The organism is Dactylosporangium roseum (genome assembly GCF_025264685.1).
Classification (GTDB): Bacteria; Actinomycetota; Actinomycetes; order Mycobacteriales; family Micromonosporaceae; genus Dactylosporangium; species Dactylosporangium roseum.
Genome location: NZ_CP073721.1, coordinates 1,102,761 through 1,122,914 on the forward strand (window position 1 = coordinate 1,102,761; position 20,154 = coordinate 1,122,914).

Consider the following 20,154-nt stretch of genomic DNA (forward strand, 5'->3'; position numbering starts at 1 on the left):
GTTAAGGTCGACAGCATGCGTGCCGCCTTCGCGACCAGCCTCAACGACACCGACCCGCTCGCCGCCCTGACCATCGGCGACGCTCCCGAGCCGACCCCCCGCGACGGTTGGGCCGTGGTCGAGGTGCGCGCGAGCGCCCTCAACCACCACGACCTCTGGTCGTTGCGGGGCGTCGGCCTGCGGGCCGACCAGCTCCCGATGATCCTCGGCTGCGACGCCGCCGGCATCGGCCCCGACGGGAACGACGTCGTGGTCTATCCGGTCGTCTTCACCGAGAAGGGCGACTTCTCGATCCTGTCCGAGCACTACCAGGGGACAGTGGCCGAGCGGGTCACCGTCCCGGCGTCCAACCTTGTGCCGAAACCCGCCGAGCTCTCCTTCGCGGAGGCGGCGTGCCTGCCTACCGCGTGGCTGACCGCGTATCGGATGCTGACGACCCGCGGCCGCTTGGAAGCGGACGGTGCGGTGCTGGTGCAGGGCGCGGGGGGCGGGGTCGCCACCGCGGCGGTCCTGCTCGCCACCGCTCTCGGCGCGCGGGTCTACGCGACGAGCCGCGACGCCGCCAAGCGCGAGCGGATCGCCGCGCTCGGCGCCACCGCGCTGGAGCCCGGCGCGCGGCTGCCGGAGCGGGTCGACGTGGTCGTCGAGACGGTCGGTGAGGCGACGTTCGAGCACTCGATGAAGGCGGCCAAGCCCGGCGGGCGGATCGTCGTCTCCGGGGCCACCAGCGGCCACCTGCCGCAGGTCAACCTGCGCCGGATGTTCGCGCTCCAGTTGGAGATCCTCGGCAGCAGCATGGGCACGCCGGAGGAACTCGCCGACCTCATGGCCCTGATGGCGAAGACCGGCGTCCGCCCGATCATCGACTCGGTCGTCCCGTTCTCCGCGGCCCGGAGGGCGTTCGAGCTGCTCCGCTCGGGTGACGTCTTCGGCAAGGTGGTCCTCGACCACACCCGCTAAAGGTGGGAGTCCAGGTCGCTCGTCGGCTCCAGGGTCTGCCGGGCGGCCTGGTCCCCGTACAGCTCCAGGCGCAGAAACGCCAGCGTGCTCGACGTGACCGTCTGGTAGGACGCGGACCCCTGCGTCAGGTACGGATCGCCGTGGTTGCCGCCCTCGATCGTGAGCATCGCCTTGGACCACGGCACCGCGTCGTAGGCGGCCTTGCCGGACGCGTAGGAGACCAGCGGATCCGCGTTGCCGTGGATGAAGAACAGGGCGGCGGGCGTACCGCTGAAGGCCGTGCCGACGCCCAGCCCGCTGCCGGCCATGATGATCCCGGCGCGCAACCGTGGATCGCGCCCGGTCGTGAAGAGGCCGACGGTGGTGATGGCCCCCGCCGAGTGTCCCGCCGCCGCGATCCGGCCGGTGTCGATCCGCTTGCCGAGCGGCCCGGACAGCACCTGGCCGAGCACGTAGCTGGCGTCGGCGGGCTGGTTGAGCACGTCGTAGACGTCGAGCTTGGCGGTGCCGCGGGTGGTGTTCGGATAGGCCGGCGCGATGACCACGAACCCCGCCGCGGCCCAGGTCCGCAGCAGCGGCGCGAAGGCCTCCGGGCTGCCGTTGAGCCCGTGGCTGAACAGCACCGCCGGTGCCTTGCTCATCCCGTCGGGCGTCCAGATCACCGTCCGCAGCGTGCGGCCGCCCCGCGAGTACGTCACCTGCTGCGACGACGCCGAGACGGTGCCGCTGGGCAACGCGAGCGGCGGCGGTGGCGCGACCGCGGCGAGCTTCTGCAGCGTCGACACCGCGGGGGTGGGGGAGGGGATGGCCTGGCGGGACGGTGCGTCGCCGACGGAGCAGCCGCCGAGCAGCAGCGACGCGAGCGCGATCACGGCGAGCAGGCGCTGACGCATGCCACCAACGGTACGAGGAGCATCGCGGATCACCGCTTTCCCCAGAGGGCGAATTCGGGCTACGCCCGCCGGGTCGGGCCGGTCCGTGCGGCGTGGTGCCCGCCGGGTCGGGCCGGGGCCCGTCATGTGGTGGTCGCCGACCCCTCGCCGCGGGACCTCTCGCGCCGCCGGTACGTTCCGCCGATCGGGGGAGACTGCCACAATCCGACACTGTTCGGCCACTGTCGGAAGTCGCGGCATCGGTAAGGTGTCGACCATGCCCGATGAGCGTATTGACCCAAGCCAGAACACTCAGGCATTTCAGGCATGGGTGGACAATGGGAGCGATCAGCGCACGGAGCCGGTCCGGTCCAAGGCATTGGCCTGGGTCGTCGGCGTCGTGGCCGGCGCCGTCGTCGTGGGACTGGTTGTCGTCGCGCTCGCCGCGTTGGCATAGATCCCGACCGACTCGAAGCTCGTGATCCCGACGAGCGTGGCGTCCTGCTCGAGCCGGAGCCGGGCCGCGTCGTCGCCGTTGAGCGCCCAGTCGAAGAAATCGAGGATCGTCGTCATCGCCTGGTCATGACCCGGCTCGCCGCCGCCGGTCCCCGCCCCGTGCTCGCCGCCCTTGATGGTCAGGAACGCCTTCGGCCACGGGTCCGCCCGGTACGAGTCGCGGCCCTGGCTGTAGACGACGACGGGATCCTTGTCACCGTGCACGAACAGCAAAGGCACCGGTGAGCCCTGATAGGTGGTCGTCGGGCGACCCGCGAGCATCACGCCGACCTTGAGGCGCGGGTCGCGCTTGCCGGTGAACAGCCAGTTCGTCGTGGTGCCGCCGCCGGAATGCCCGATCGCGCCCATGCGCCGCGCGTCGATGGTTTCCGCGAGCGGGTTGCCCTGCTTGAGCATCTGCGTGATGACGTACGACGCGTCCACCGCCTGATTCGGCACGTCGTACTTGTTGAACTTCGGCGAGTCCTTCTTGGTGTACGGATACGTCGGCGCGACGACCACGTAGCCCGCCTCGGCGAGGAGCTTGGTCGTGTACTCCTGCATCTGCGGGTTGCTGTAGAACCCGTGGCTCCACAGCAGCAACGGAAAGTGTCCGGCGGCCGCCGTGGCGTCGAGCTTGGCGTGGCCCTTGGTGCGGCGGCTGGAGCCGCGTGCCGGATACCAGACGGTGGTGGGCAGCGGCCGGTCCTTGCCGCGGGCGAAGCTGAACTTGCGAACGCCGATGGCGAAGGTCGTGGGGGCGGTTGAGACCTGTGCCGAGCTGGCAGCCGAGCTGAACGACGCGCCGTCCGACCCCGAGGCAGAAACAGCGCCGCCCAGCACGAGCAGGGCGACGGTCAACAGCGACACAGTCACAGTCACGGCTCGGTTGCGACGCGGAGGCACGTTCAGAATGTAGGTGCGATGTGCGGTATCCCGTTATCACCCGAGTGGTGACATTCAATTACCGTCCTGGCCTACACCTTTTTGCGCGCGAACGACCCGTTTGGCGGACGCGAATGACGAGGTGTGAGCCGGCGCTCGCAGATGGTTCACCCGAGAGGCCGGTTGGCCAACACGACTGGCGCAGGCCGGGTCGGATTTGTCAGAAATATCCGGACGAATAGCGCTGTTGGCGGACCCGCCGCGGGCCACCGTGGTCATGCCGGCGGGATCGCCAGACGCGGCGTGCTTGAGCCTCAGTCGTCGTCCTCGTCGTCCAGCCTGGCCAAGTAGACGGCCAGGCGCTCGATCGGGGTCTCGAACTCCGGGTTCTGGTCGACGAAGTCGCGGAGGCGTTCGGCCAGCCACTCGAAGGTGACCTCCTCGTCGCCCCGGCGGTCGGCCAATTCTTCGATGCCGCGGTCGGTGAAGTACATGGTCATTCTCCAGAGAGCGCGGAGGGCACGGCGACTGCCGTGCCCTCCGACGGGGTGAACGGATCAGCGCTTCGGCAGCGCTGCCTCGATCAGGGCCTGCTGCTCGGCGTCGTGCAGCTTGGTCGAGCCGACCGCCGGAGCGGCCGCCGCCGGGCGGGAGATCCGGCGCAGGCCGACACCCTGCAGGTGCTCCAGCAGGTTGAGCGCGATGAACGACCAGGCGCCCTGGTTGGCCGGCTCCTCCTGGACCCAGGCGAAGTCCTCGGCGTTCGGGTACTGCTCGAGGGCCGCGCGCAGCTCTTCGATCGGCATCGGGTAGAGCTGCTCGACCCGGATGATCGCGGTGTCGGTGATGCCGCGGTCGCCGCGGGCCTGGAGCAGGTCGTAGAAGACCTTGCCCGAGCAGAGCAGCACCCGCTTGACGGCCGCCGGGTCCAGCGCGGTGCCCTTGATCCCCGGGTCCGCCATGACCGTCTGGAACGTCCCGCTGGTGAAGGCCTCCACCGGCGACACGCACAGCCGGTGCCGGAGCAGCGATTTGGGCGTGAAGACGACCAGTGGCTTCTTCTTCGGCGACAGGGCCTGGCGGCGCAGCAGGTGGAAGTGGTTCGCCGGGGTGGTCGGCACCGCCACGCGCATGTTGTCCTCGGCGCAAAGCTGGAGGTACCGCTCGAGGCGACCGGACGTGTGGTCCGGGCCCTGGCCCTCGTGCGAGTGCGGCAGCAGCAGCGTCACCGCCGACCGCTGACCCCACTTGACCTCGCCGGACGACACGAATTCGTCCACGATGGACTGTGCGCCGTTGACGAAGTCGCCGAACTGCGCCTCCCACATGACCAGCGCGTCGGGGTTCTCCACCGAGTAGCCGTATTCGAAGCCCATCGCCGCGAACTCCGACAGCAGGGAGTCGTAGACGAAGAGCTTGCCGCCGTTGTCGATCAGCGCCGACATCGGCATGTAGTCGGCGCCCGTCTCGGCGTCGACGATGCTGGCGTGCCGCTGCACGAACGTGCCGCGCCGCGAGTCCTGGCCGGAGAGGCGGACCGTGAGACCGTCGCGCACCAGCGAGCCGAACGAGATGACCTCGCCGAAGCCCCAGTCGATGTCGCCCTCGACGGCCATCTTGGCCCGCCGGTCGAGTAGCTGCTGGACCCGCTTGTGCGGTGTGAAGCCCTCGGGCAGCTTGACGTGCGCCTCGCCGATCGCGCGCAGCACGCTCTCGTCGATGGCGGTCTCGACCACCGGCTCCACCTCCGGCTCGCGTAGGCGGGTCAGCCGGGAAGCCGGGTTCGACGACGCGTCGCGAGTCGCCTTGAACACCGTCTCCAGTTGCTCGTGGTAGTCCTTGAGCAGCGCCTCGGCCTCGGTGATCGGGATGTCGCCGCGGCCGATGAGCTCCTCGGTGTAGATCTTTCGCACCGAGCGCTTCTGGTCGATGATCGCGTACATCAACGGGTTGGTCATCGAGGGGTCGTCGCCCTCGTTGTGCCCGCGCCGCCGGTAGCAGACCAGGTCGATGACCACGTCCTTGTTGAACGCCTGGCGGTACTCGAACGCCAGCCGCGCCACGCGCACGACGGCCTCTGGGTCGTCGCCGTTGACGTGGAAGATCGGCGCCTGGATCATCCGGGCGACGTCGGTCGAGTACAGCGACGAACGGGAGTACTCGGGGGCGGTGGTGAAGCCGACCTGGTTGTTGACGACCACGTGGACGGTGCCGCCGGTGCGGTAGCCACGCAACTGCGACAGGTTCAAGGTCTCGGCGACGACTCCCTGCCCGGCGAACGCCGCGTCACCGTGGATGAGCAGCGGCAGCACCGTGTAGCCCTCGAGCTTGAGGTCGATCTTGTCCTGTTTGGCCCGCACGATGCCTTCGAGCACCGGGTTGACCGCCTCGAGGTGGGACGGGTTGGCCACCACGGACACCGTCGTGGCGTGCTCACCGTCGGGCGTGGTGAACTTCCCGGTCATGCCCAGGTGGTACTTCACGTCGCCGGATCCGTGCGCCGACTTGAGGTCGAGGTGTCCCTCGAACTCGGAGAAGATCTTCTCGTAGGGCTTGCCGACGATGTTGGCCAGCACATTGAGCCGGCCGCGGTGCGCCATGCCGATGACGACCTCGTCGAGGCCGTTGACCGCGCAGTTCTGCAGGATCTCGTCGAGCAGCGGGATCAGCGACTCGCCGCCCTCCAGCGAGAAGCGCCGCTGGCCGACGTACTTGGTCTGCAGGAACGTCTCGAACGCCTCGGCGGCGTTGAGCCGGTTGAGGATGTGCTTCTGCTCGTCCGTGTCGGGCTTCTGGTACGGCTTCTCGACCCGCTCGGCGATCCAGCGCCGCTCCTCGGGGTCCATGATGTGCATGTACTCGACGCCGACCCGCCGGCAGTAGGAGTCACGCAGCACGCCCAGGACGGCGCGCAGCTTCATCTTCTGCTTGCCGGCGAACCCGCCCACCGGGAAGACCCGGTCGAGGTCCCACAGCGTCAGCCCGTGCTCGAGGACGTCGAGGTCGGGGTGGCGGCGGATCCGGAACTCCAGCGGGTCGGTGTCGGCCATCAGGTGGCCGCGCACCCGGTACGCGTGGATGAGCTCGACGACCCGCGCGGCCTTGTCGATCTGCCCCTCGGAGGTCCGCGCGACGTCACGCACCCAGCGGACCGGCTCGTAGGGGATCCGCAGCGCGGTGAAGATCTGGTCGTAGAACCCGTGCTCGCCGAGCAGGAGCTCGTGCATGACCTTCAGGAACTCCCCGGACTGCGCGCCCTGGATGATCCGGTGGTCGTACGTGCTGGTCAGCGTGATGATCTTGCTGATGCCGAGGTCGGCGAGCGTCTCGTCGGACATGCCGGCGTAGGGCGCCGGGTACTCCATCGCGCCGACGCCGATGATCGTGCCCTGCCCGGCCATGAGGCGCGGCATCGAGTGCACGGTGCCGATGCCGCCGGGGTTGGTCAGCGAGACCGTGGTGCTGGCGTAGTCGTCCATGGTGAGCTCGCCCCGGCGCGCACGCCGCACGATCTCCTCGTACGCCGACCAGAACTGGCGGAAGTCCAGGGTGTCGGCAGCCTTGATGCTCGGCACGACCAGCGTCCGGGAGCCGTCCGGCTTGGCCAGGTCGATCGCGATGCCCAGGTTGACGTGCTCCGGCTGGACCAGGTTGGGCTTGCCGTCGATCTCCGCGAAGGAGTTGTTCATCTCCGGGTGCGCGGCAAGGGCCTTGACCAGTGCGTAACCGATCAGGTGCGTGAAGCTCACCTTGCCGCCGCGACCGCGTGCGAGGTGGTTGTTGATCACGATCCGGTTGTCGGACAGCAGCTTCGCCGGGACGGCGCGCACGCTCGTGGCGGTCGGCACCTCCAGCGAGGCGTCCATGTTCTGCACGATGCGAGCGGCGACACCGCGCAGCGGGCTGGTCTTGGCGCCGCCGGCGGGAGCGGGGGTCTCCCTGGTCGGCGCGGGCTTGGTCGCCGGGACCGCGGCCTTGGGCGGGGCTTTCTTCTCGACCGGCTTCTCGACGAGCTTCTCCGCGGGCTTCTCGACCGTCTTCACCGGCGCCGGCTCAGCCACTGCGGCGGGCGCCGCCTCGGCGGCGGCGTCCGGGCTGGGCTTGTAGTCGGCGAAGAAGTCGTGCCACGCGGGGTCCACGCTGGCCGGGTCGGCGAGGTACCTCTGGTACATGTCCTCGACGATCCACTCGTTCGGGCCAAAACCCGCCAGCGGGTTCTCCTGCGAGTTGGTCGCTTGGGTCGACACGGCTCTTGATCGCCTCTTCCAAACGCGAGTTCTAGGGGGTTACGGATTCCGGGTCAAGGCTACGCGCTGCCGAAGGATCGTTCGTCGGCGACGCGGCCGGAGTGACCATGTAGACGACGGCATGCGTCCTCTCATACAACTGTGGCCGCCGGTCGGCGGCCACAGTTGTCCTAGATCTTGCTCATATCTTGTTCAGGAGATGTCCCGCTTTCTGGTGATCAAGGTGCCGATGGTGCCGAGGACGGCAGCCCAGGCGATCAGCACGACCGCGCCCGCCCAACGCGGCGGGAGGTCCGTCTCGCCGATCTGCTGCGCCAGCGAACCGACCACATGCTGGGACGCGAGCGGCGGTATGTAGACCGCGCTCTCCATGACCCAGTCCTCCTTGATGAGGTACTCGTGGACCAGTGCGAGCGCGAGGAGCGCCGCATACGTGCCGATCGTGTAGAGCACCGCGGCGGTGATCGTGGCGCCGATCTGGCTGCGGATCAGCACGCCGATGCCGACGCCGAAGATGGCCCACAGGACGTAGACGAGCAGGTTGAGCAGCATCGCCTGCTGCGGTGCCCAGACGCCGAGGCTGTTGGTCACGCCCTTGCTGCTGAAGAAGATCGCGCCGACAGCGACCGAGATCGCCGTGGCGAGGAGCCAGAAGCCGACCGCCATGAAGGACGCGGTGATCAGCTTGGCCACGATGACCTTGGTCCGCTTCGGGGTCGCGAGGAACGTGGCCGTCGCGGTCTGGTGGTAGAACTCGTTCGTGATCACCAGGATCGCCAGCAGCATCACCATGAGCAGGCCGAAGAACTGCCCCGAGGTGTAGATGTTGACGGCGTACTTCGCCAGGCCCGCGGCGCTGCGCACCCGGGCGACGCGGGCCTCCTCCTCCTGCTGGTAGTGCTCCCAGTCCGCCCGCTGATCCTCCGTCAGGTTCGGCGGGGGTGTCTGCTGGACGAACTGGTTGTCCATCTCCGAGTCGGCCTGAGCGGTGTTGAGCAGCAGCGCGATGCCGGTGAAGGCCACCGAGCAGAGCACGAAGATCCACCACATGTGCGTGGTGCGCAGCTTGATCAGCTCGCTGCGGATGAGCCGCGTCATCGGATGGCCGCCCTTCCCTGAGTCAGTTCGAGGAACACGTGCTCCAGGTCGGGCCGCTCGGTGACCAGTTCGTGCAGCTCCACGCCGGCCTGCAGGGCCAGCTTGCCGACGGCCGGGGCGTCGAGGCCGGTGATCAGTTGCGCGCCGCCGCCGTTGGGGTTGATCGTCCCGCCGGCGCCGCGGACGGCGACCACCAGCTCGTCGACGTGGGGCGTGCGGACGCGGATCTGCGGCCCGGTGGTCGTGGCGCCGATGATCTGGTCGACCGGCCCCTGCGTGACGAGCCGGCCGGCCGCGATGATGACCACGTCGTCGGCGAGGATCTCCATCTCCGACAGCAGGTGGCTGGAGACCAGCACCGTGCGCCCCTGCTGGGCCAGGCCCTTCAACAGCCCGCGCATCCAGCGGATGCCCTCCGGGTCGAGGCCGTTGGCCGGCTCGTCGAGGATCAGCACCTGCGGGTCGCCGAGCAGCGCCTGCGCGATGCCGAGCCGCTGCTTCATACCCAGCGAGTAGCCGCGGAACTTGCGCTTGGCGGCCTGTGTCAGCCCGACCAGTTCGAGCATCTCGTCGACGCGCGAGGTCGGGATGCCCGCGGCGGCGGCGACACACCGCAGGTGGTTGCGCGCGGTGCGGCCCTTGTGCGCGGCCGACGCCTCGAGGATCGCGCCCGCGAGCCGCAGCGGTTCGGCGACGTCGGCATATCGCTGGCCGCCGATGGTCGCGGAGCCCGAGGTCGGACTGACCAGGTTCAGCACCATACGAAGTGTGGTGGTCTTGCCCGCGCCGTTCGGACCGAGGAACCCCGTGACGCGGCCCGGCTCGACCACGAACGACAAATTGTCGACGGCTCTGACGTTGCGGTACTGCTTCGTCAGGCCGGAGACGACGATCTGTCCGTTGGACAACGTGCCGCTCCTCCCTCTTGAGAAGAACTTGAGCGAAGTAAGCCGTCAATATGGCATGCCACGGCGACGTCGATGGCCCCGGCCTACGAGCGTGGTCGGGCACGCACAACGCGTGTTGCTACCGGTCGGAAACCCGGATCACGTGCTTCAGGCCGGACCACGTCTCGTCGATCGCGCACACCTTGACGTCCACCCGGCCGTTGGCCAGGGCATATTCGCGCACGACGTTCTCGTCCAGGTCGGTCGCCACACCGGAGGAGCGCTTCGGCCACGCCACCCAGAGCGCGCCGGACGGCGAGGTGAGCCGGTGCAGCACCCGCCAGCGGCGCCGCAACCGGGCCTGGTCGGGGCAGAAGCACAGGATGACGTCGTAGAGGCCGGGCGCGCTGCGGCGGTGCAGCACCACGTCGGGCGGCAGCTCACGCAGCTCGAACGCCGCGGGTGCGCCGTCGAGCAGCACTCGGTGCCCGGCGAGCACGCCGAGCTTCTTCGGTAACGGTGTCCCTGAATATCCCGCCATGGCTGACCACGGTATCCACAGTTCACCCGCGCCATGCGGGCAACCGGTCATCGTCAGACGCCGACTTCGGCCGCGCCGACTTCTACGTGCTGCTGTCGCTCGACCGGGTCGACCCGCGGTACCTCCGCCACTTCCTCGGGCGGGGTTGATCTCCGTGACTGTCCTGGGCAAGGCGCGAGCGGCGGCGGCCGTGATCGCCGCCTGATCGGCCCGCGTCGCGAACCGGCGCTCACTGTGTCTCGAACGACAGTCGCGATGTATCGCGTTTCGCGCTACGCTCTCCGTACGGGAGTGAACGAGGAAAGTGGGCGCCATGACCGCTTGGAAGATCACCGAGCCTGAGCGGCTCGCGATGGAGGACGAGGTCAAGCAACTCAGGGTCAGTCTGGTCGCCGGGCGGCTCAACGTCGTGGGCGCCGACGACGGGCCGGCCCGCGTCGAGGTCTCCGCCATCGGTGACCGGCACGTCGACGTCACGCTCGCCGGCGGTGTCCTCACCGTCGCGCACGAGTTCCCGAAGAAGTGGAACGGGCTGCTCTGGTGGCTGTTCGGCGCGCGGTACAAGGCCAACGTCTCGATCGTCGTGCCGACGGGCACCGTCGTCGACCTCACCGTCGCCGCCGGGACCGTCATCGTGTCCTCGCTGCGCAACGGCGCCACCGTCGACGTCACCAGCGGCCGGATCACCCTGCTCGGCATCGACGGCGCGGTCGCCGGGAAGATCATCTCCGGGTCGATCGAGGCGCTGACGCTCGGCGGCGAGGTCGAGCTCGAAACCGTCTCCGGCGAGATCGTGGTCGCCGACTCGACCGCCCGCCAGGTGTACGCGAGGACGATCTCCGGCTCGGTCACCTGCGACCTCGACAATCCGCCGGCCGACACCGACGTCCGGCTCGACACCGTGTCGGGGGAGATCACGGTGCGCGTGCGCGCGGACAGCGACCTGCGGGTCAGCGTCAACGCCGTCTCCGGACACGTCCTCAACGCGTTCTCCGAGCTCGACCAGGTCGGTCGCGGTACCGTGACCGGCCGGCTGGGTAGTGGAACGGGCGGGCGGCTCACCGCCAACGCGACATCTGGCACGATCTCCGTGTTGCGGCGACCAGTAGACGATGAGGAAGCAGACGCATGAGTGCGGTCTTCAGCCACGGCCGGCTCCGGCTGTACCTGCTGAAGCTCCTGGCCGAGGGCCCGCGCCACGGCTACGAGCTGATCCGGCTGCTGGAGAACCGGTTCCACGGGCTCTACGCTCCGTCGGCCGGCACCATCTACCCCCGGCTGCAGCGGATGGAGGCCGACGGCCTGATCAGCCACACCGCCTCGGGCGGCCGGAAGGTGTACGAGATCACCGACGCCGGTCGGGCCGAGATCGGCCAGCGGGCCGGTGAGCTGGAGTCGCTCGAGGCGGACATCAACGCCTCGCTCGCCGACCTCTCGACGCTCGCCGACGAGGTCGAGCAGGGTGTGCGCGGCTCGGTGCGCGACCTCAAGAGGGAGCTCAAGGAGGCCAGCCGGCAGGTGCGCGGCGCGCCGCCCGGTCCGTCGCAGTTCGGCTGGGGATACCCGCCCCGCCCGGGCGCGGCCCGTCCGACGCCGCCGCCGACCGACGTGGTCACCGAGCTGGAGGAGAAGGCCGCCCAGTTGCTCTCCGAGGTTCGCCGCCTCGCCCGCGCCGGGCGGGCGAGCCAGGAAACCATGCGGGCGACGTTGGTCGTGCTGGACGGGGCGATCGACCAGGTACGCCGCCTGCTGCGCTAGTGCCTGTTTCATACTGAGGCCCGCCGCAGCCCGGCCTCAGTATGAAACAGGCGCTAGCGTTGAAGCAGGGAAACGGGTGCTCAGGTTCTTCCCAGGTAAACATCAGCCCGACTCCAGCGGAGGGCGGCAAGATATGCGCATGGGGGTACGAGGCGGCGTCGCACAATCCGGGGGTGCATCGTCGCCAGGCGTGGCGCAGGCTGAGGCGAGACTGCTCGTGGTCGAGGACGATCCGAACATCCGCGAGCTCCTCTCGGCCAGCCTGCGTTTCGCCGGCTTTGCGGTTGACGCGGTGACCACCGGTTCCGAGGCGGTCACCGCGGCCCGCGAGGCCAAGCCCGATCTTGTCGTGCTCGACGTCATGCTGCCCGACCTCGACGGCTTCGAGGTGATCCGGCGGCTGCGCGAAGGCGGCATCCGGCTTCCCGTCGTCTTTCTCACCGCTCGTGACGGCACCGAGGACAAGGTGCGTGGCCTCACCCTGGGCGGCGACGACTACGTCACCAAGCCGTTCAGCCTCGAGGAGCTGACCGCCCGCATCCGGGCCGTCCTGCGCCGCACCAACGGCGACCCCGGGCCCAACCGGCTCGTCTTCCACGACCTCGAGCTCGACGAGGAGACGCACGAGGTCAGCCGCGCCGGCCAGACCATCGCGCTGTCCCCGACAGAGTTCAAGCTGTTGCGATATCTCATGCTGAACGCGGGCCGGGTCCTGTCCAAGGCACAGATTCTCGACTTCGTGTGGAACTACGACTTCCGGGGCGACGACAGCATCGTCGAGTCCTACATCTCCTACCTGCGGCGAAAGGTCGACATCGCCGAGCCGCGCCTGATCCACACCCTGCGGGGCGTGGGTTACGTGCTGCGTCTTCCCGTCTGAGCCGCCGCATGGTGCGGTTCATCGCCGACGTTCCGCTGCGTGTGAAGCTGATCGCGGCGGTGCTCACCCTGGTCACCATGGCGTTGCTGGTCATCGGTGTGGCCAGCGCGCTCGTCATGCGCAGCTCGATGATCGACAAGGTCGACCAGCAGTTGCGCACGCTGGCCGACACGGTCGAGATCAGCCGGTTGCAGCAGCGCGCCGGGACCGACTCGGTGCTGCCCAGCAACTACTTCATCCTCTGGGCCACCATCAGTCCCAACGGCCGGTTGGAGTACGGCTACGTCGGCACCCGCGACCCGGCGGCCCAGCCGCCCCCGCCCTCCTCTCCGGAGGAGCTGGTGTCCCGGATCGGCGAGCCGTACACGGTGACGACCAAGGCGACCCACGAGCGGTGGCGGGTCCTGATCACCCAGCGCGGTTCGACGCTGCTGGTCATCTGCGAGAGCCTGTCGATGGTCGACAACGCCGTCGACGAGCTGGTCGCCGCGGAGCTGTTCGTCGGCGCCGGTGTCCTGGTCGTGCTCGCCGCAGTCGGCGTGACGATCGTGCGTACGAGTCTGCAGCCGTTGCGCGAGATCGAACGTACCGCCGCCGCCATCGCCGCCGGAGACCTCACCAAACGTGTGCCGGAGAGCCCTCCCGAGACGGAGATGGGGCATCTCGCCGCCGCGCTGAACACGATGCTCGCCCAGATCGAGGGCGCGTTCCGAATACGGCAGGCGTCGGAGGAGCGGATGCGGCAGTTCATCGCCGACGCCTCCCACGAGTTGCGCACCCCGCTGACGACGATCCGGGGTTTCGCCGAGCTGTACCGGCAGGGCGCGGCCCGGGAGCCCGAGGAGACGAGCGCGCTGCTGCGCCGGATCGAGGAGGAGGCGTCCCGGATGGGCCTGCTCGTCGAAGACCTGCTGCTGCTCGCCCGGCTCGACCAGGAGCGGCCGCTCAGCCTCGCGGACATGGACCTGCGGGTCATCACCAGCGACGCCGTCGCGGCCGCACGCGCCGTCGCACCCGACCGGGAGATCGGCCTGGAGCTGGAGCGCGACGAGCCGGTCGAGGTCAACGGCGACGAGGCCCGGCTGCGCCAGGTCGTCGGCAACCTGATGACCAACGCGCTCACCCACACGCCGGCCGGGACGCCGGTCGAGCTGCGGCTGCGCCGGGACGGCACCGACGCCCTCATCGAGGTCGTCGACCACGGCACCGGCCTCACCGAGGAACAGGCCGCGCGGGTGTTCGAGCGGTTCTACCGGGTAGACAAGGCCCGTACCAGGCGGCAGGCCGGCGGCGCACACAGCGGCAGCGGACTCGGCCTCGCGATCGTCGCCGCACTGGTCGCCGTGCACAGCGGCACAGTGTCGGTGTTCGTCACGCCGGGTGGCGGAGCAACCTTCCAGGTTCGGCTTCCCCTCACAGCCGGTTCCCAGGCCGCACTAAGTAGTCCGCCAGCCGCAGTGGGCAAGCTCAAATCATGAGCGAACAGCAGGGATGGGCGCCGAAGCCGGCCGGCCAGCAGGGCTGGACGGCCGGTCAGGCCGACCAGCCGGCTCCGGGCGACCGGCCGGAACAGGCGCCCGCTACGGGCGGCCGACAAGCATGGCCGCCCGTACCGGCACCCGCGCAGGGCGACCGCCCGGCTTCAGGACCGGCGTCGGGTGACCGGCTGGCTTCGGGACCTGAGCAAGGTGGGGCGCCCGGGCCGATCGCCGGGGACCGTCCCGGGTGGCCGGCCGCGTCGGCGCCGGTGTGGGGTGCCCAGGGATGGCAGGCCGCGCCGGGTGGGCCCGGGTGGCACGCCGGGGCACCCGTATCGGGCGGCCAGCCGGGGTGGACGGGGGCATCCGGGGGCCAGCAGGACCGGCATGTGCCGTCGGCGCAGATGCCTCCGCACGTGCCGCACATGCACCGGCCGTTGCAATGGCAGCCGCCGTCGCCGATGCCGTCGCCGGCGCAGCCGGCCGCGCTGTCGAAGCGGCGACGGGTGGGGCGTGTCGCGGCGGCGATCGTGGCTGCCGTCGGGCTCTCGGCGGTTTCCGCGTTCGGTGGCGGCTACGCGGCCCTGGAGCTCCGCCCGCCGACCAGCCACAGCGTGGTCAGCGCGCAGAACTCCGCAGGGTCCGGCAGCACCACAACGCTGTCGAACGTCGCCGCGCAGGTGCTGCCCAGTGTCGTGTCGATCAGCACCGGATCGGCCGTCGGCTCAGGGGTCATCATCACCACCGACGGTGCGATCCTGACGAACAACCACGTGGTGGCGACCGCTCGCGGCACCACGGTCCAGGTCACGTTCTCCGACGGCAAGTCCGCCATGGCCTCGATCGTCGGCACCGACCCGAGCACCGACCTGGCGGTCGTCAAGATCCGGGCCGGCGGCACCTACACCCCGCTGGCGTTCGCCGACAGCTCGACCGTCCACGTGGGCGACACCGTCCTCGCCGTCGGCAGCCCGCTCGGCCTCGACGGCTCGGTGACCTCGGGCATCGTCAGTGCCCTCAACCGTACGATCGACGAGGGTCAGGACGGCCGCACCGGCGCCACGAAGATCACCGGCGCGATCCAGACCGACGCCGCCATCAACCCCGGCAACTCCGGCGGTGCGCTGGTCAACACGTCCGGCCAGCTCATCGGCATCAACACCGCGATCGCCACATCGGGCGACACGGCCGGCAACATCGGCGTCGGTTTCGCGATCTCCAGCAACACCGCAAAGGCCGTCGCCGAGCACTTGCTGGCCTGACCCCGAAGCCTGCTCCGCCTCCCGCTCCCACTCCCGCCCCCTTCCCCGTCGATCTTGCAGTTGTGGTGGTGGACAAACCCGGACACTCGCGGAGTGTCCCGGCACCACAACTGCAAGATCGACGGGGAAGGGGGACGGGGAGGCGGGCGGGCGGGTCAGGCGGCCCAGCCGAAGGAGCGTTCCACGGCGCGCAGCCACAACGCGTGGCCGCGGTCCCGCGTCGCCTGGTCCATCGACGGCTCCCACCGTCGGTCGATGTGCCACTTCTCGCGCAAAGTGTCCGTATCCGGCCAGAAGCCGACCGCCAGCCCGGCCGCGTACGCCGCGCCCAGCGCCGTCGTCTCGGCCACCGTCGGGCGCACGACCGGAACGTCGAGCACGTCGGCCTGGAAGGCCATCAGCAGGTCACTGGCGGTCATGCCGCCGTCGACCTTCAGCGTTTCCAGCGGTACCGCCGACTCCGCCATCATGGCGTCGACCACGTCCTTGACCTGCCACGCCGTCGCTTCGAGGGCCGCCCGCGCGAGGTGCCCCTTGGTGACGTAACCGGTCAGCCCGGTGATCACGCCGCGGGCGTCCGGGCGCCAGTGCGGCGCGAACAGGCCCGAGAACGCCGGGACGATGTAGCAGCCGCCGTTGTCGGAGACGGTCGCCGCCAGGTCGTTGATCTCGGGTGCCGAGCCGATCAGGCCCAGGTTGTCGCGCAGCCACTGCACCAGCGAGCCGGTGATGGCGATCGAGCCTTCCAGCGCGTACACCGGATCCGCGTCCCCGATCCGATAACCGACCGTCGTCAACAGGCCACGCTCGCTGGCCACCGGGCGGTGACCGGTGTTGAGGAGCAGGAAGGAGCCGGTGCCGTACGTGCACTTCGCCTCACCGGGCGCGAAACACGCCTGGCCGAAGAGCGCGGCCTGCTGGTCGCCGAGGGCGCTGGCCACGGGGACGCCGTGCAGCATGGTGCGCGCCTCGCCGTACACGTAGGACGACGAGCCGATGTCCGGCAGCATCACCCGCGGGATGCCGAACGCGGCGAGCAGGTCGTCGTCCCAGTCCAGGGTCGCCAGGTTCATGAGCATGGTGCGGCTGGCGTTGGTCACGTCGGTGACGTGGCGGCCGGTCAGCTTCTCGATGAGCCAGGTGTCGACCGTGCCGAATCGGATCTCGCCGGCCTCGGCGCGGGCGCGCAGGCCCGGCACGGTTTCGAGCAGCCAGACGATCTTCGGGGCGGCGAAGTAGGTCGCGAGCGGCAGCCCGCAGCGGTCCCGGAACCGGTCGGCGCCGGCGGAGCCGCCGATCGACCGGATCAGCGCGTCGGTGCGCGTGTCCTGCCAGACGATCGCCGGATGGACCGGCTCGCCGGTCTTGGCGTCCCACAGGATCGTGGTCTCGCGCTGGTTGGTGATACCGATGGCGGCGACATCGGCCCGGGACAGGCCCGCCTGGTCCAGAGCGCGGGTCGACACGGCCTGGACGTTGTGCCAGATCTCGACCGGGTCGTGCTCGACCCAGCCGGGGCGGGGGAAGCTCTGGCGGTGTTCGCGCTGGTCGAGCGCCACGATGGCGCCGTCGGAGTCGAACACGATCGCACGGGAGGAGGTCGTGCCCTGATCGATGGCGAGGATGTACACGGTGCCATCTTCGCCGAATCCCTGTCACGTTCGGGACGGAACTTACCCGCGCCGGTCCGGGCCGCTTACATTCCCCCGGCGGCGGCGTCGGCGTCGACGTCGTGGTCGACGCCGACGGTGCCGGCCGTCCGGAGTTCGTCGGGCACGACACCGACCGCGACGGCGTCCAGACTGCCCGCTCCCACCGGCGAGGGCCGCCGGCGGACGGGGCCGCACCAAGAATTCAACCTTCGACGGTCCGCTGAGCCGTAAGGGCTCCCGGCTGACCGGTCGTGGCACGTTTCGGGGAGTGGGGCTTGTCGTGCGGCGCCTACCGTTGAGAGGTAGCCGAACCGACCGGGAGAAGTCATGAGCGACTTTGAGATCGACTGGGGCGAGGACGGCCTCCACGTCGACCACGACGGTGGAGTCGACCATGCCTTCGCCGATCACCAGTATGAGGATCACCATGGAGGATTCGACGGCACCGACGGTGCCGACGACCTCACCGATTTTGAAACCGTCGACGCCGTCGAAGGGGATCTCGGCGACGAGCCCCTGGACCTCGACGACGTGGACCTGCCCGACTGGCAGCTCGACCCCGATTTCGCCGACGGGCAGTTCGACCTCGTCGGTGCCGATCCGCACGAGGACGACCTGTGGTCGCAGTTCATGACGGACATGCACGAAGAGATCAACCCGTATGCGGCCAACTGACCGTATTCCGCCCAGCAACGTTGTTGCTGGGCGGAGTCAGGGCCGCGGTAGGTGAGCCGGTGTTGCGCTACGGGATGGTGACGCACAGTCGTGCGGGCGGGTCTCTGCCGCTCGTGGTCGCCGTTGGACCCGAGCGGCACGCTCCGGGTCGGACGACTCCATGATCATGGGAAAGATGTGGCTGCCCCGATGGCCACATCTTTCCCATGATCATGAGATCGAGCGGCACGGCGGCGGAACGCACGCCTCGACTGCGCCCCCTCCGGGCCTCGTGCCCGAATTATCGGCTTTGTTCGGCTGGCCAGGGGCTGCTGGGGTTGACTTGCGGGCGGATCGCCGGTCAGAACTCGAGGGCGGAGGCGGGGCCGGGACTCGCGTAGTACCAGCCCTGTGCCGTGTCGCAGCCGAGCGCCTGGAGGCGGCTGGCCTGCTCCGCCGTCTCCACGCCTTCGGCCGTGACGCTCAGCTTCAGGGTGTGCGCCAGCCCGATCACCGCGGCCACGATCTGCTCGTCGACCGGGTCCGGCCGCTCCGGCGGGCGCAGCCCGGCGACGAACGAGCCGGCCAGCTTCAGGCTGTGGACCGGCAGGTTCCGCAGGTACGCGAAGTTGGAGTAGCCGGTGCCGAAGTCGTCGATGGCGATGCGCGGACCCAGGTCCGCCAGCGCCTTGAGCGCCTCGATCGGCTCGCCGCCGGTGCCCATGACCGCGCTCTCGGTGAGCTCCAGTTGGAGCCGCTCCGGGGCCAGGCCGGTCTGCTCCAGGATCGCCCGCACGTCCCGGACGATCGTTCGGTCCCGCATCTGCCGCACCGCCAGGTTGACGCTCATCAGCGGCGCCTTGTCCTTGACGGTCCGGTGCCATTCGGCGGCCTGGCGGCAGGCCTCGTGCAGCACCCAGCGCCCCAGCGGCACGATGAGCCCGGTCTCCTCGGCCATGCCGATGAACGCGTCCGGGCCGAGCACCCCGAAGCGGGGATGCCGCCAGCGGACCAGCGCCTCGACGCCCATGACGCGGGCGTCGCTGAGCCGGACGAGGGGTTGGTACTCGACGAAGAACTCCCGCCGCTCCAGTGCCGCCGGCATGCTCGCGGACAGCTCGTACCGCGTCACCTCGCGTGCGTGCCGCTCGGCGTCGAACAGCGCGAGGCGGTTGCGGCCGTCGGCCTTGGCCCAGTAGAGGGTGGTGTCGGCGGCCTTCATCAGCTCGCCCGTGCTGGTGCCGCGCAGCGGCTGCTCGACCACGCCGATGCTCGCCGAGATGCTGATCTCGTGGCCGCCGACGTGGACCGGCGCGCGGACCGTGTCGAGCGCCTTTTCCGCGACGGTGACGATGTCCTCGGTGCTCGCTGTGCCTTCGATCAGTACGACGAACTCGTCGCCGCCCATCCGCGCGACGAGCTGACCCTCACCGTTGATCGACCGGGCCAGCCGGCGGGCGACCGTCTGCAGCAGTTGGTCACCGACGTCGTGGCCGAGTGTGTCGTTGATGACCTTGAAGCCGTCGACGTCGAGGTAGCAGACACCGACGCGGGTGTCGCCGTTCTCGTCGGCGTCGGCCAGCAGGGCGTCGAGCCGGTCGAAGAACAGTGTGCGGTTGGGCAACTGGGTCAGCGGGTCGTGGAGCGCCTGGTGCCGCAGACGGACCTGGAGGAGGTACCGCTCGGTGATGTCCTCGAACATCGCGACGAGCCACCTCGGCCGGTCCTCCTCGTCGCGGATGACCGACGCCACCAGGTCGGTCCAGACCCGGTGCCCGTCCTTGTGCACGTACGGCTTCTCGATGCGGAACTGGTCCCGCCGCCCGGCCAGCAGTTCGTCGAACATCGCGGCCGCGGACGGCGGGTCCTCGGGCAGCACGAAGTCCTCGAACGACATGGCGAGCAGCTCGTCGGCGGTGTAGCCGAGCATGTCGCACAGCGCCTGGTTGACCTCGATGACCTGCCCGTCGACGGTGCTGACGCTCATGCCGATCGCGGCACCGGCGAAGATCGCGCGGAACCGCGCGTCGCTGACCCGCCGGCCCTCCTCGGCCCGGGCCTGCGACCACAGCGCCGCGGTGCGGATCTCCTCCTGCTCGTCGAGCACACGGTCGCGCAGCGCCAGCGCGTAGCCTGCCGCGAGCGCGCCCTGGATCCGGGCGACCCGCTTGGCCGGCGCGTTGCCGAACTGCTCGCTGAGCACCGCCATGGTGCGCTCCAGCGTCGTCGGCTCGGTGAAGTGCGCGGCGACCAGGGTCGAGCCGACCTCGCGCACGTCGGCCGGGTCGAAGACCTCGGCCGTCAGCGCGTGGATGAGCCGGGTCGAGAGGCTGGTCAGGAAATCCTGGACCTCGAGACCGTTCATCGACACGTAGCTGGTGCCGGCGACGGCCAGCGACCAGGCGCGCGCGAGCCGTTCGGCGGCGCGGTGCGGGCGGTCCCACGAGGTCGGCGTGGAGCTGGCGGCGGTCATGGTGGGCCGGCG

The 20,154-nt window shown here is 69.7% G+C and carries 16 protein-coding genes and 1 pseudogene; 8 read left to right on the forward strand and 9 right to left on the reverse strand.

Features of this window, described 5'->3' with window-relative positions; all coding sequences use genetic code 11:
* The first annotated feature begins 15 nt into the window (after positions 1-15).
* Positions 16-960 (forward strand): zinc-binding dehydrogenase, encoded by a 945-nt coding sequence (locus Drose_RS05370; protein WP_260727055.1) that lies wholly within the window; start codon positions 16-18, stop codon positions 958-960.
* Here the strand turns inward: Drose_RS05370 and Drose_RS05375 are convergent.
* From Drose_RS05375 to Drose_RS05405, 7 genes are all read right to left on the reverse strand, one after another.
* A complete protein-coding gene (locus Drose_RS05375) occupies positions 957-1,853 on the reverse strand; it encodes an alpha/beta hydrolase family protein (RefSeq protein ID WP_260727056.1) in 897 nt (298 codons plus the stop codon). The two genes, Drose_RS05370 and Drose_RS05375, sit on opposite strands and share 4 nt — an antisense overlap.
* Positions 1,854-2,180: 327 nt before the next feature.
* The gene (locus Drose_RS05380) at positions 2,181-3,209 is read right to left on the reverse strand and encodes an alpha/beta hydrolase family protein (RefSeq protein WP_260727057.1); all 1,029 of its coding nucleotides are present in this window, start codon (positions 3,207-3,209) and stop codon (positions 2,181-2,183) included.
* Positions 3,210-3,526: 317 nt separating this feature from the next.
* Complete coding sequence (locus Drose_RS05385; RefSeq protein ID WP_260727058.1) at positions 3,527-3,706, reverse strand: DUF6104 family protein; 180 nt, start codon at positions 3,704-3,706, stop codon at positions 3,527-3,529.
* Between the two features lie 63 nt (positions 3,707-3,769).
* On the reverse strand, positions 3,770-7,459 hold the full coding sequence (locus Drose_RS05390; RefSeq protein WP_260727059.1) for a multifunctional oxoglutarate decarboxylase/oxoglutarate dehydrogenase thiamine pyrophosphate-binding subunit/dihydrolipoyllysine-residue succinyltransferase subunit: 3,690 nt from the start codon (positions 7,457-7,459) through the stop codon (positions 3,770-3,772).
* 192 nt (positions 7,460-7,651) lie between these two features.
* A complete protein-coding gene (locus Drose_RS05395; protein WP_260727060.1) occupies positions 7,652-8,557 on the reverse strand; it encodes an ABC transporter permease in 906 nt (301 codons plus the stop codon).
* Positions 8,554-9,465, reverse strand: a complete 912-nt coding sequence (locus Drose_RS05400; RefSeq protein ID WP_260727061.1) for an ABC transporter ATP-binding protein — start codon at positions 9,463-9,465, stop codon at positions 8,554-8,556. Before Drose_RS05400 ends, Drose_RS05395 begins: the two co-directional genes overlap by 4 nt.
* Positions 9,466-9,583: 118 nt before the next feature.
* Positions 9,584-9,985, reverse strand: coding sequence for a DUF3052 domain-containing protein (locus Drose_RS05405; RefSeq protein WP_260727062.1), 402 nt, complete (start codon positions 9,983-9,985; stop codon positions 9,584-9,586).
* Positions 9,986-10,041: 56 nt separating this feature from the next.
* On the opposite strand from Drose_RS05405, the pseudogene Drose_RS05410 reads away from it, so the two are divergent.
* From Drose_RS05410 to Drose_RS05435, 6 genes and pseudogenes are all read left to right on the forward strand, one after another.
* Positions 10,042-10,134, forward strand: a pseudogene (locus Drose_RS05410) (GNAT family N-acetyltransferase); the annotation flags it as partial.
* A gap of 164 nt (positions 10,135-10,298) precedes the next feature.
* Entirely contained in the window at positions 10,299-11,117 is an 819-nt protein-coding gene (locus tag Drose_RS05415) for a DUF4097 family beta strand repeat-containing protein (RefSeq protein WP_260727063.1), read from the forward strand.
* Positions 11,114-11,743 carry a PadR family transcriptional regulator gene (locus Drose_RS05420; protein ID WP_260727064.1) on the forward strand — a complete coding sequence of 210 codons (630 nt, stop codon included), beginning with the start codon at positions 11,114-11,116 and terminating at the stop codon, positions 11,741-11,743. The genes Drose_RS05415 and Drose_RS05420 overlap by 4 nt, the downstream gene beginning before the upstream one ends.
* 190 nt (positions 11,744-11,933) lie before the next feature.
* Positions 11,934-12,623, forward strand: a complete 690-nt coding sequence (locus Drose_RS05425; protein ID WP_238016827.1) for a response regulator transcription factor — start codon at positions 11,934-11,936, stop codon at positions 12,621-12,623.
* A gap of 8 nt (positions 12,624-12,631) precedes the next feature.
* A complete protein-coding gene (locus tag Drose_RS05430; protein ID WP_260727065.1) occupies positions 12,632-14,101 on the forward strand; it encodes a sensor histidine kinase in 1,470 nt (489 codons plus the stop codon).
* Between the two features lie 404 nt (positions 14,102-14,505).
* Positions 14,506-15,363 carry a S1C family serine protease gene (locus Drose_RS05435; RefSeq protein ID WP_260727066.1) on the forward strand — a complete coding sequence of 286 codons (858 nt, stop codon included), beginning with the start codon at positions 14,506-14,508 and terminating at the stop codon, positions 15,361-15,363.
* A gap of 155 nt (positions 15,364-15,518) precedes the next feature.
* Here the strand turns inward: Drose_RS05435 and glpK are convergent, their stop codons facing one another.
* On the reverse strand, positions 15,519-16,994 hold the full coding sequence (gene glpK / locus Drose_RS05440; protein WP_260727067.1) for a glycerol kinase GlpK: 1,476 nt from the start codon (positions 16,992-16,994) through the stop codon (positions 15,519-15,521).
* A gap of 348 nt (positions 16,995-17,342) precedes the next feature.
* Between glpK and Drose_RS05445 the strand changes: the two genes are divergently transcribed.
* A complete protein-coding gene (locus Drose_RS05445) occupies positions 17,343-17,690 on the forward strand; it encodes a hypothetical protein (RefSeq protein WP_260727068.1) in 348 nt (115 codons plus the stop codon).
* A 340-nt stretch (positions 17,691-18,030) separates the two neighbouring features.
* Here Drose_RS05445 and Drose_RS05450 read toward each other — a convergent pair whose 3' ends face one another.
* Entirely contained in the window at positions 18,031-20,142 is a 2,112-nt protein-coding gene (locus Drose_RS05450) for a putative bifunctional diguanylate cyclase/phosphodiesterase (protein ID WP_260727069.1), read from the reverse strand.
* Positions 20,143-20,154: the final 12 nt, after the last annotated feature.

What these genes read in the sequence shown, in the direction of transcription:
- Drose_RS05370 (WP_260727055.1), top strand. Translation starts at nt 16, where the DNA reads ATGCGTGCCGCCTTCGCGACCAGCCTCAACGACACCGACCCGCTCGCC.
- Drose_RS05375 (WP_260727056.1), bottom strand. Translation starts at nt 1,853, where the DNA reads ATGCGTCAGCGCCTGCTCGCCGTGATCGCGCTCGCGTCGCTGCTGCTC.
- Drose_RS05385 (WP_260727058.1), bottom strand. Translation starts at nt 3,706, where the DNA reads ATGTACTTCACCGACCGCGGCATCGAAGAATTGGCCGACCGCCGGGGC.
- Drose_RS05395 (WP_260727060.1), bottom strand. Translation starts at nt 8,557, where the DNA reads ATGACGCGGCTCATCCGCAGCGAGCTGATCAAGCTGCGCACCACGCAC.
- Drose_RS05405 (WP_260727062.1), bottom strand. Translation starts at nt 9,985, where the DNA reads ATGGCGGGATATTCAGGGACACCGTTACCGAAGAAGCTCGGCGTGCTC.
- Drose_RS05415 (WP_260727063.1), top strand. Translation starts at nt 10,299, where the DNA reads ATGACCGCTTGGAAGATCACCGAGCCTGAGCGGCTCGCGATGGAGGAC.
- Drose_RS05420 (WP_260727064.1), top strand. Translation starts at nt 11,114, where the DNA reads ATGAGTGCGGTCTTCAGCCACGGCCGGCTCCGGCTGTACCTGCTGAAG.
- Drose_RS05430 (WP_260727065.1), top strand. Translation starts at nt 12,632, where the DNA reads ATGGTGCGGTTCATCGCCGACGTTCCGCTGCGTGTGAAGCTGATCGCG.
- Drose_RS05435 (WP_260727066.1), top strand. Translation starts at nt 14,506, where the DNA reads ATGCCTCCGCACGTGCCGCACATGCACCGGCCGTTGCAATGGCAGCCG.
- Drose_RS05445 (WP_260727068.1), top strand. Translation starts at nt 17,343, where the DNA reads ATGAGCGACTTTGAGATCGACTGGGGCGAGGACGGCCTCCACGTCGAC.
- Drose_RS05450 (WP_260727069.1), bottom strand. Translation starts at nt 20,142, where the DNA reads ATGACCGCCGCCAGCTCCACGCCGACCTCGTGGGACCGCCCGCACCGC.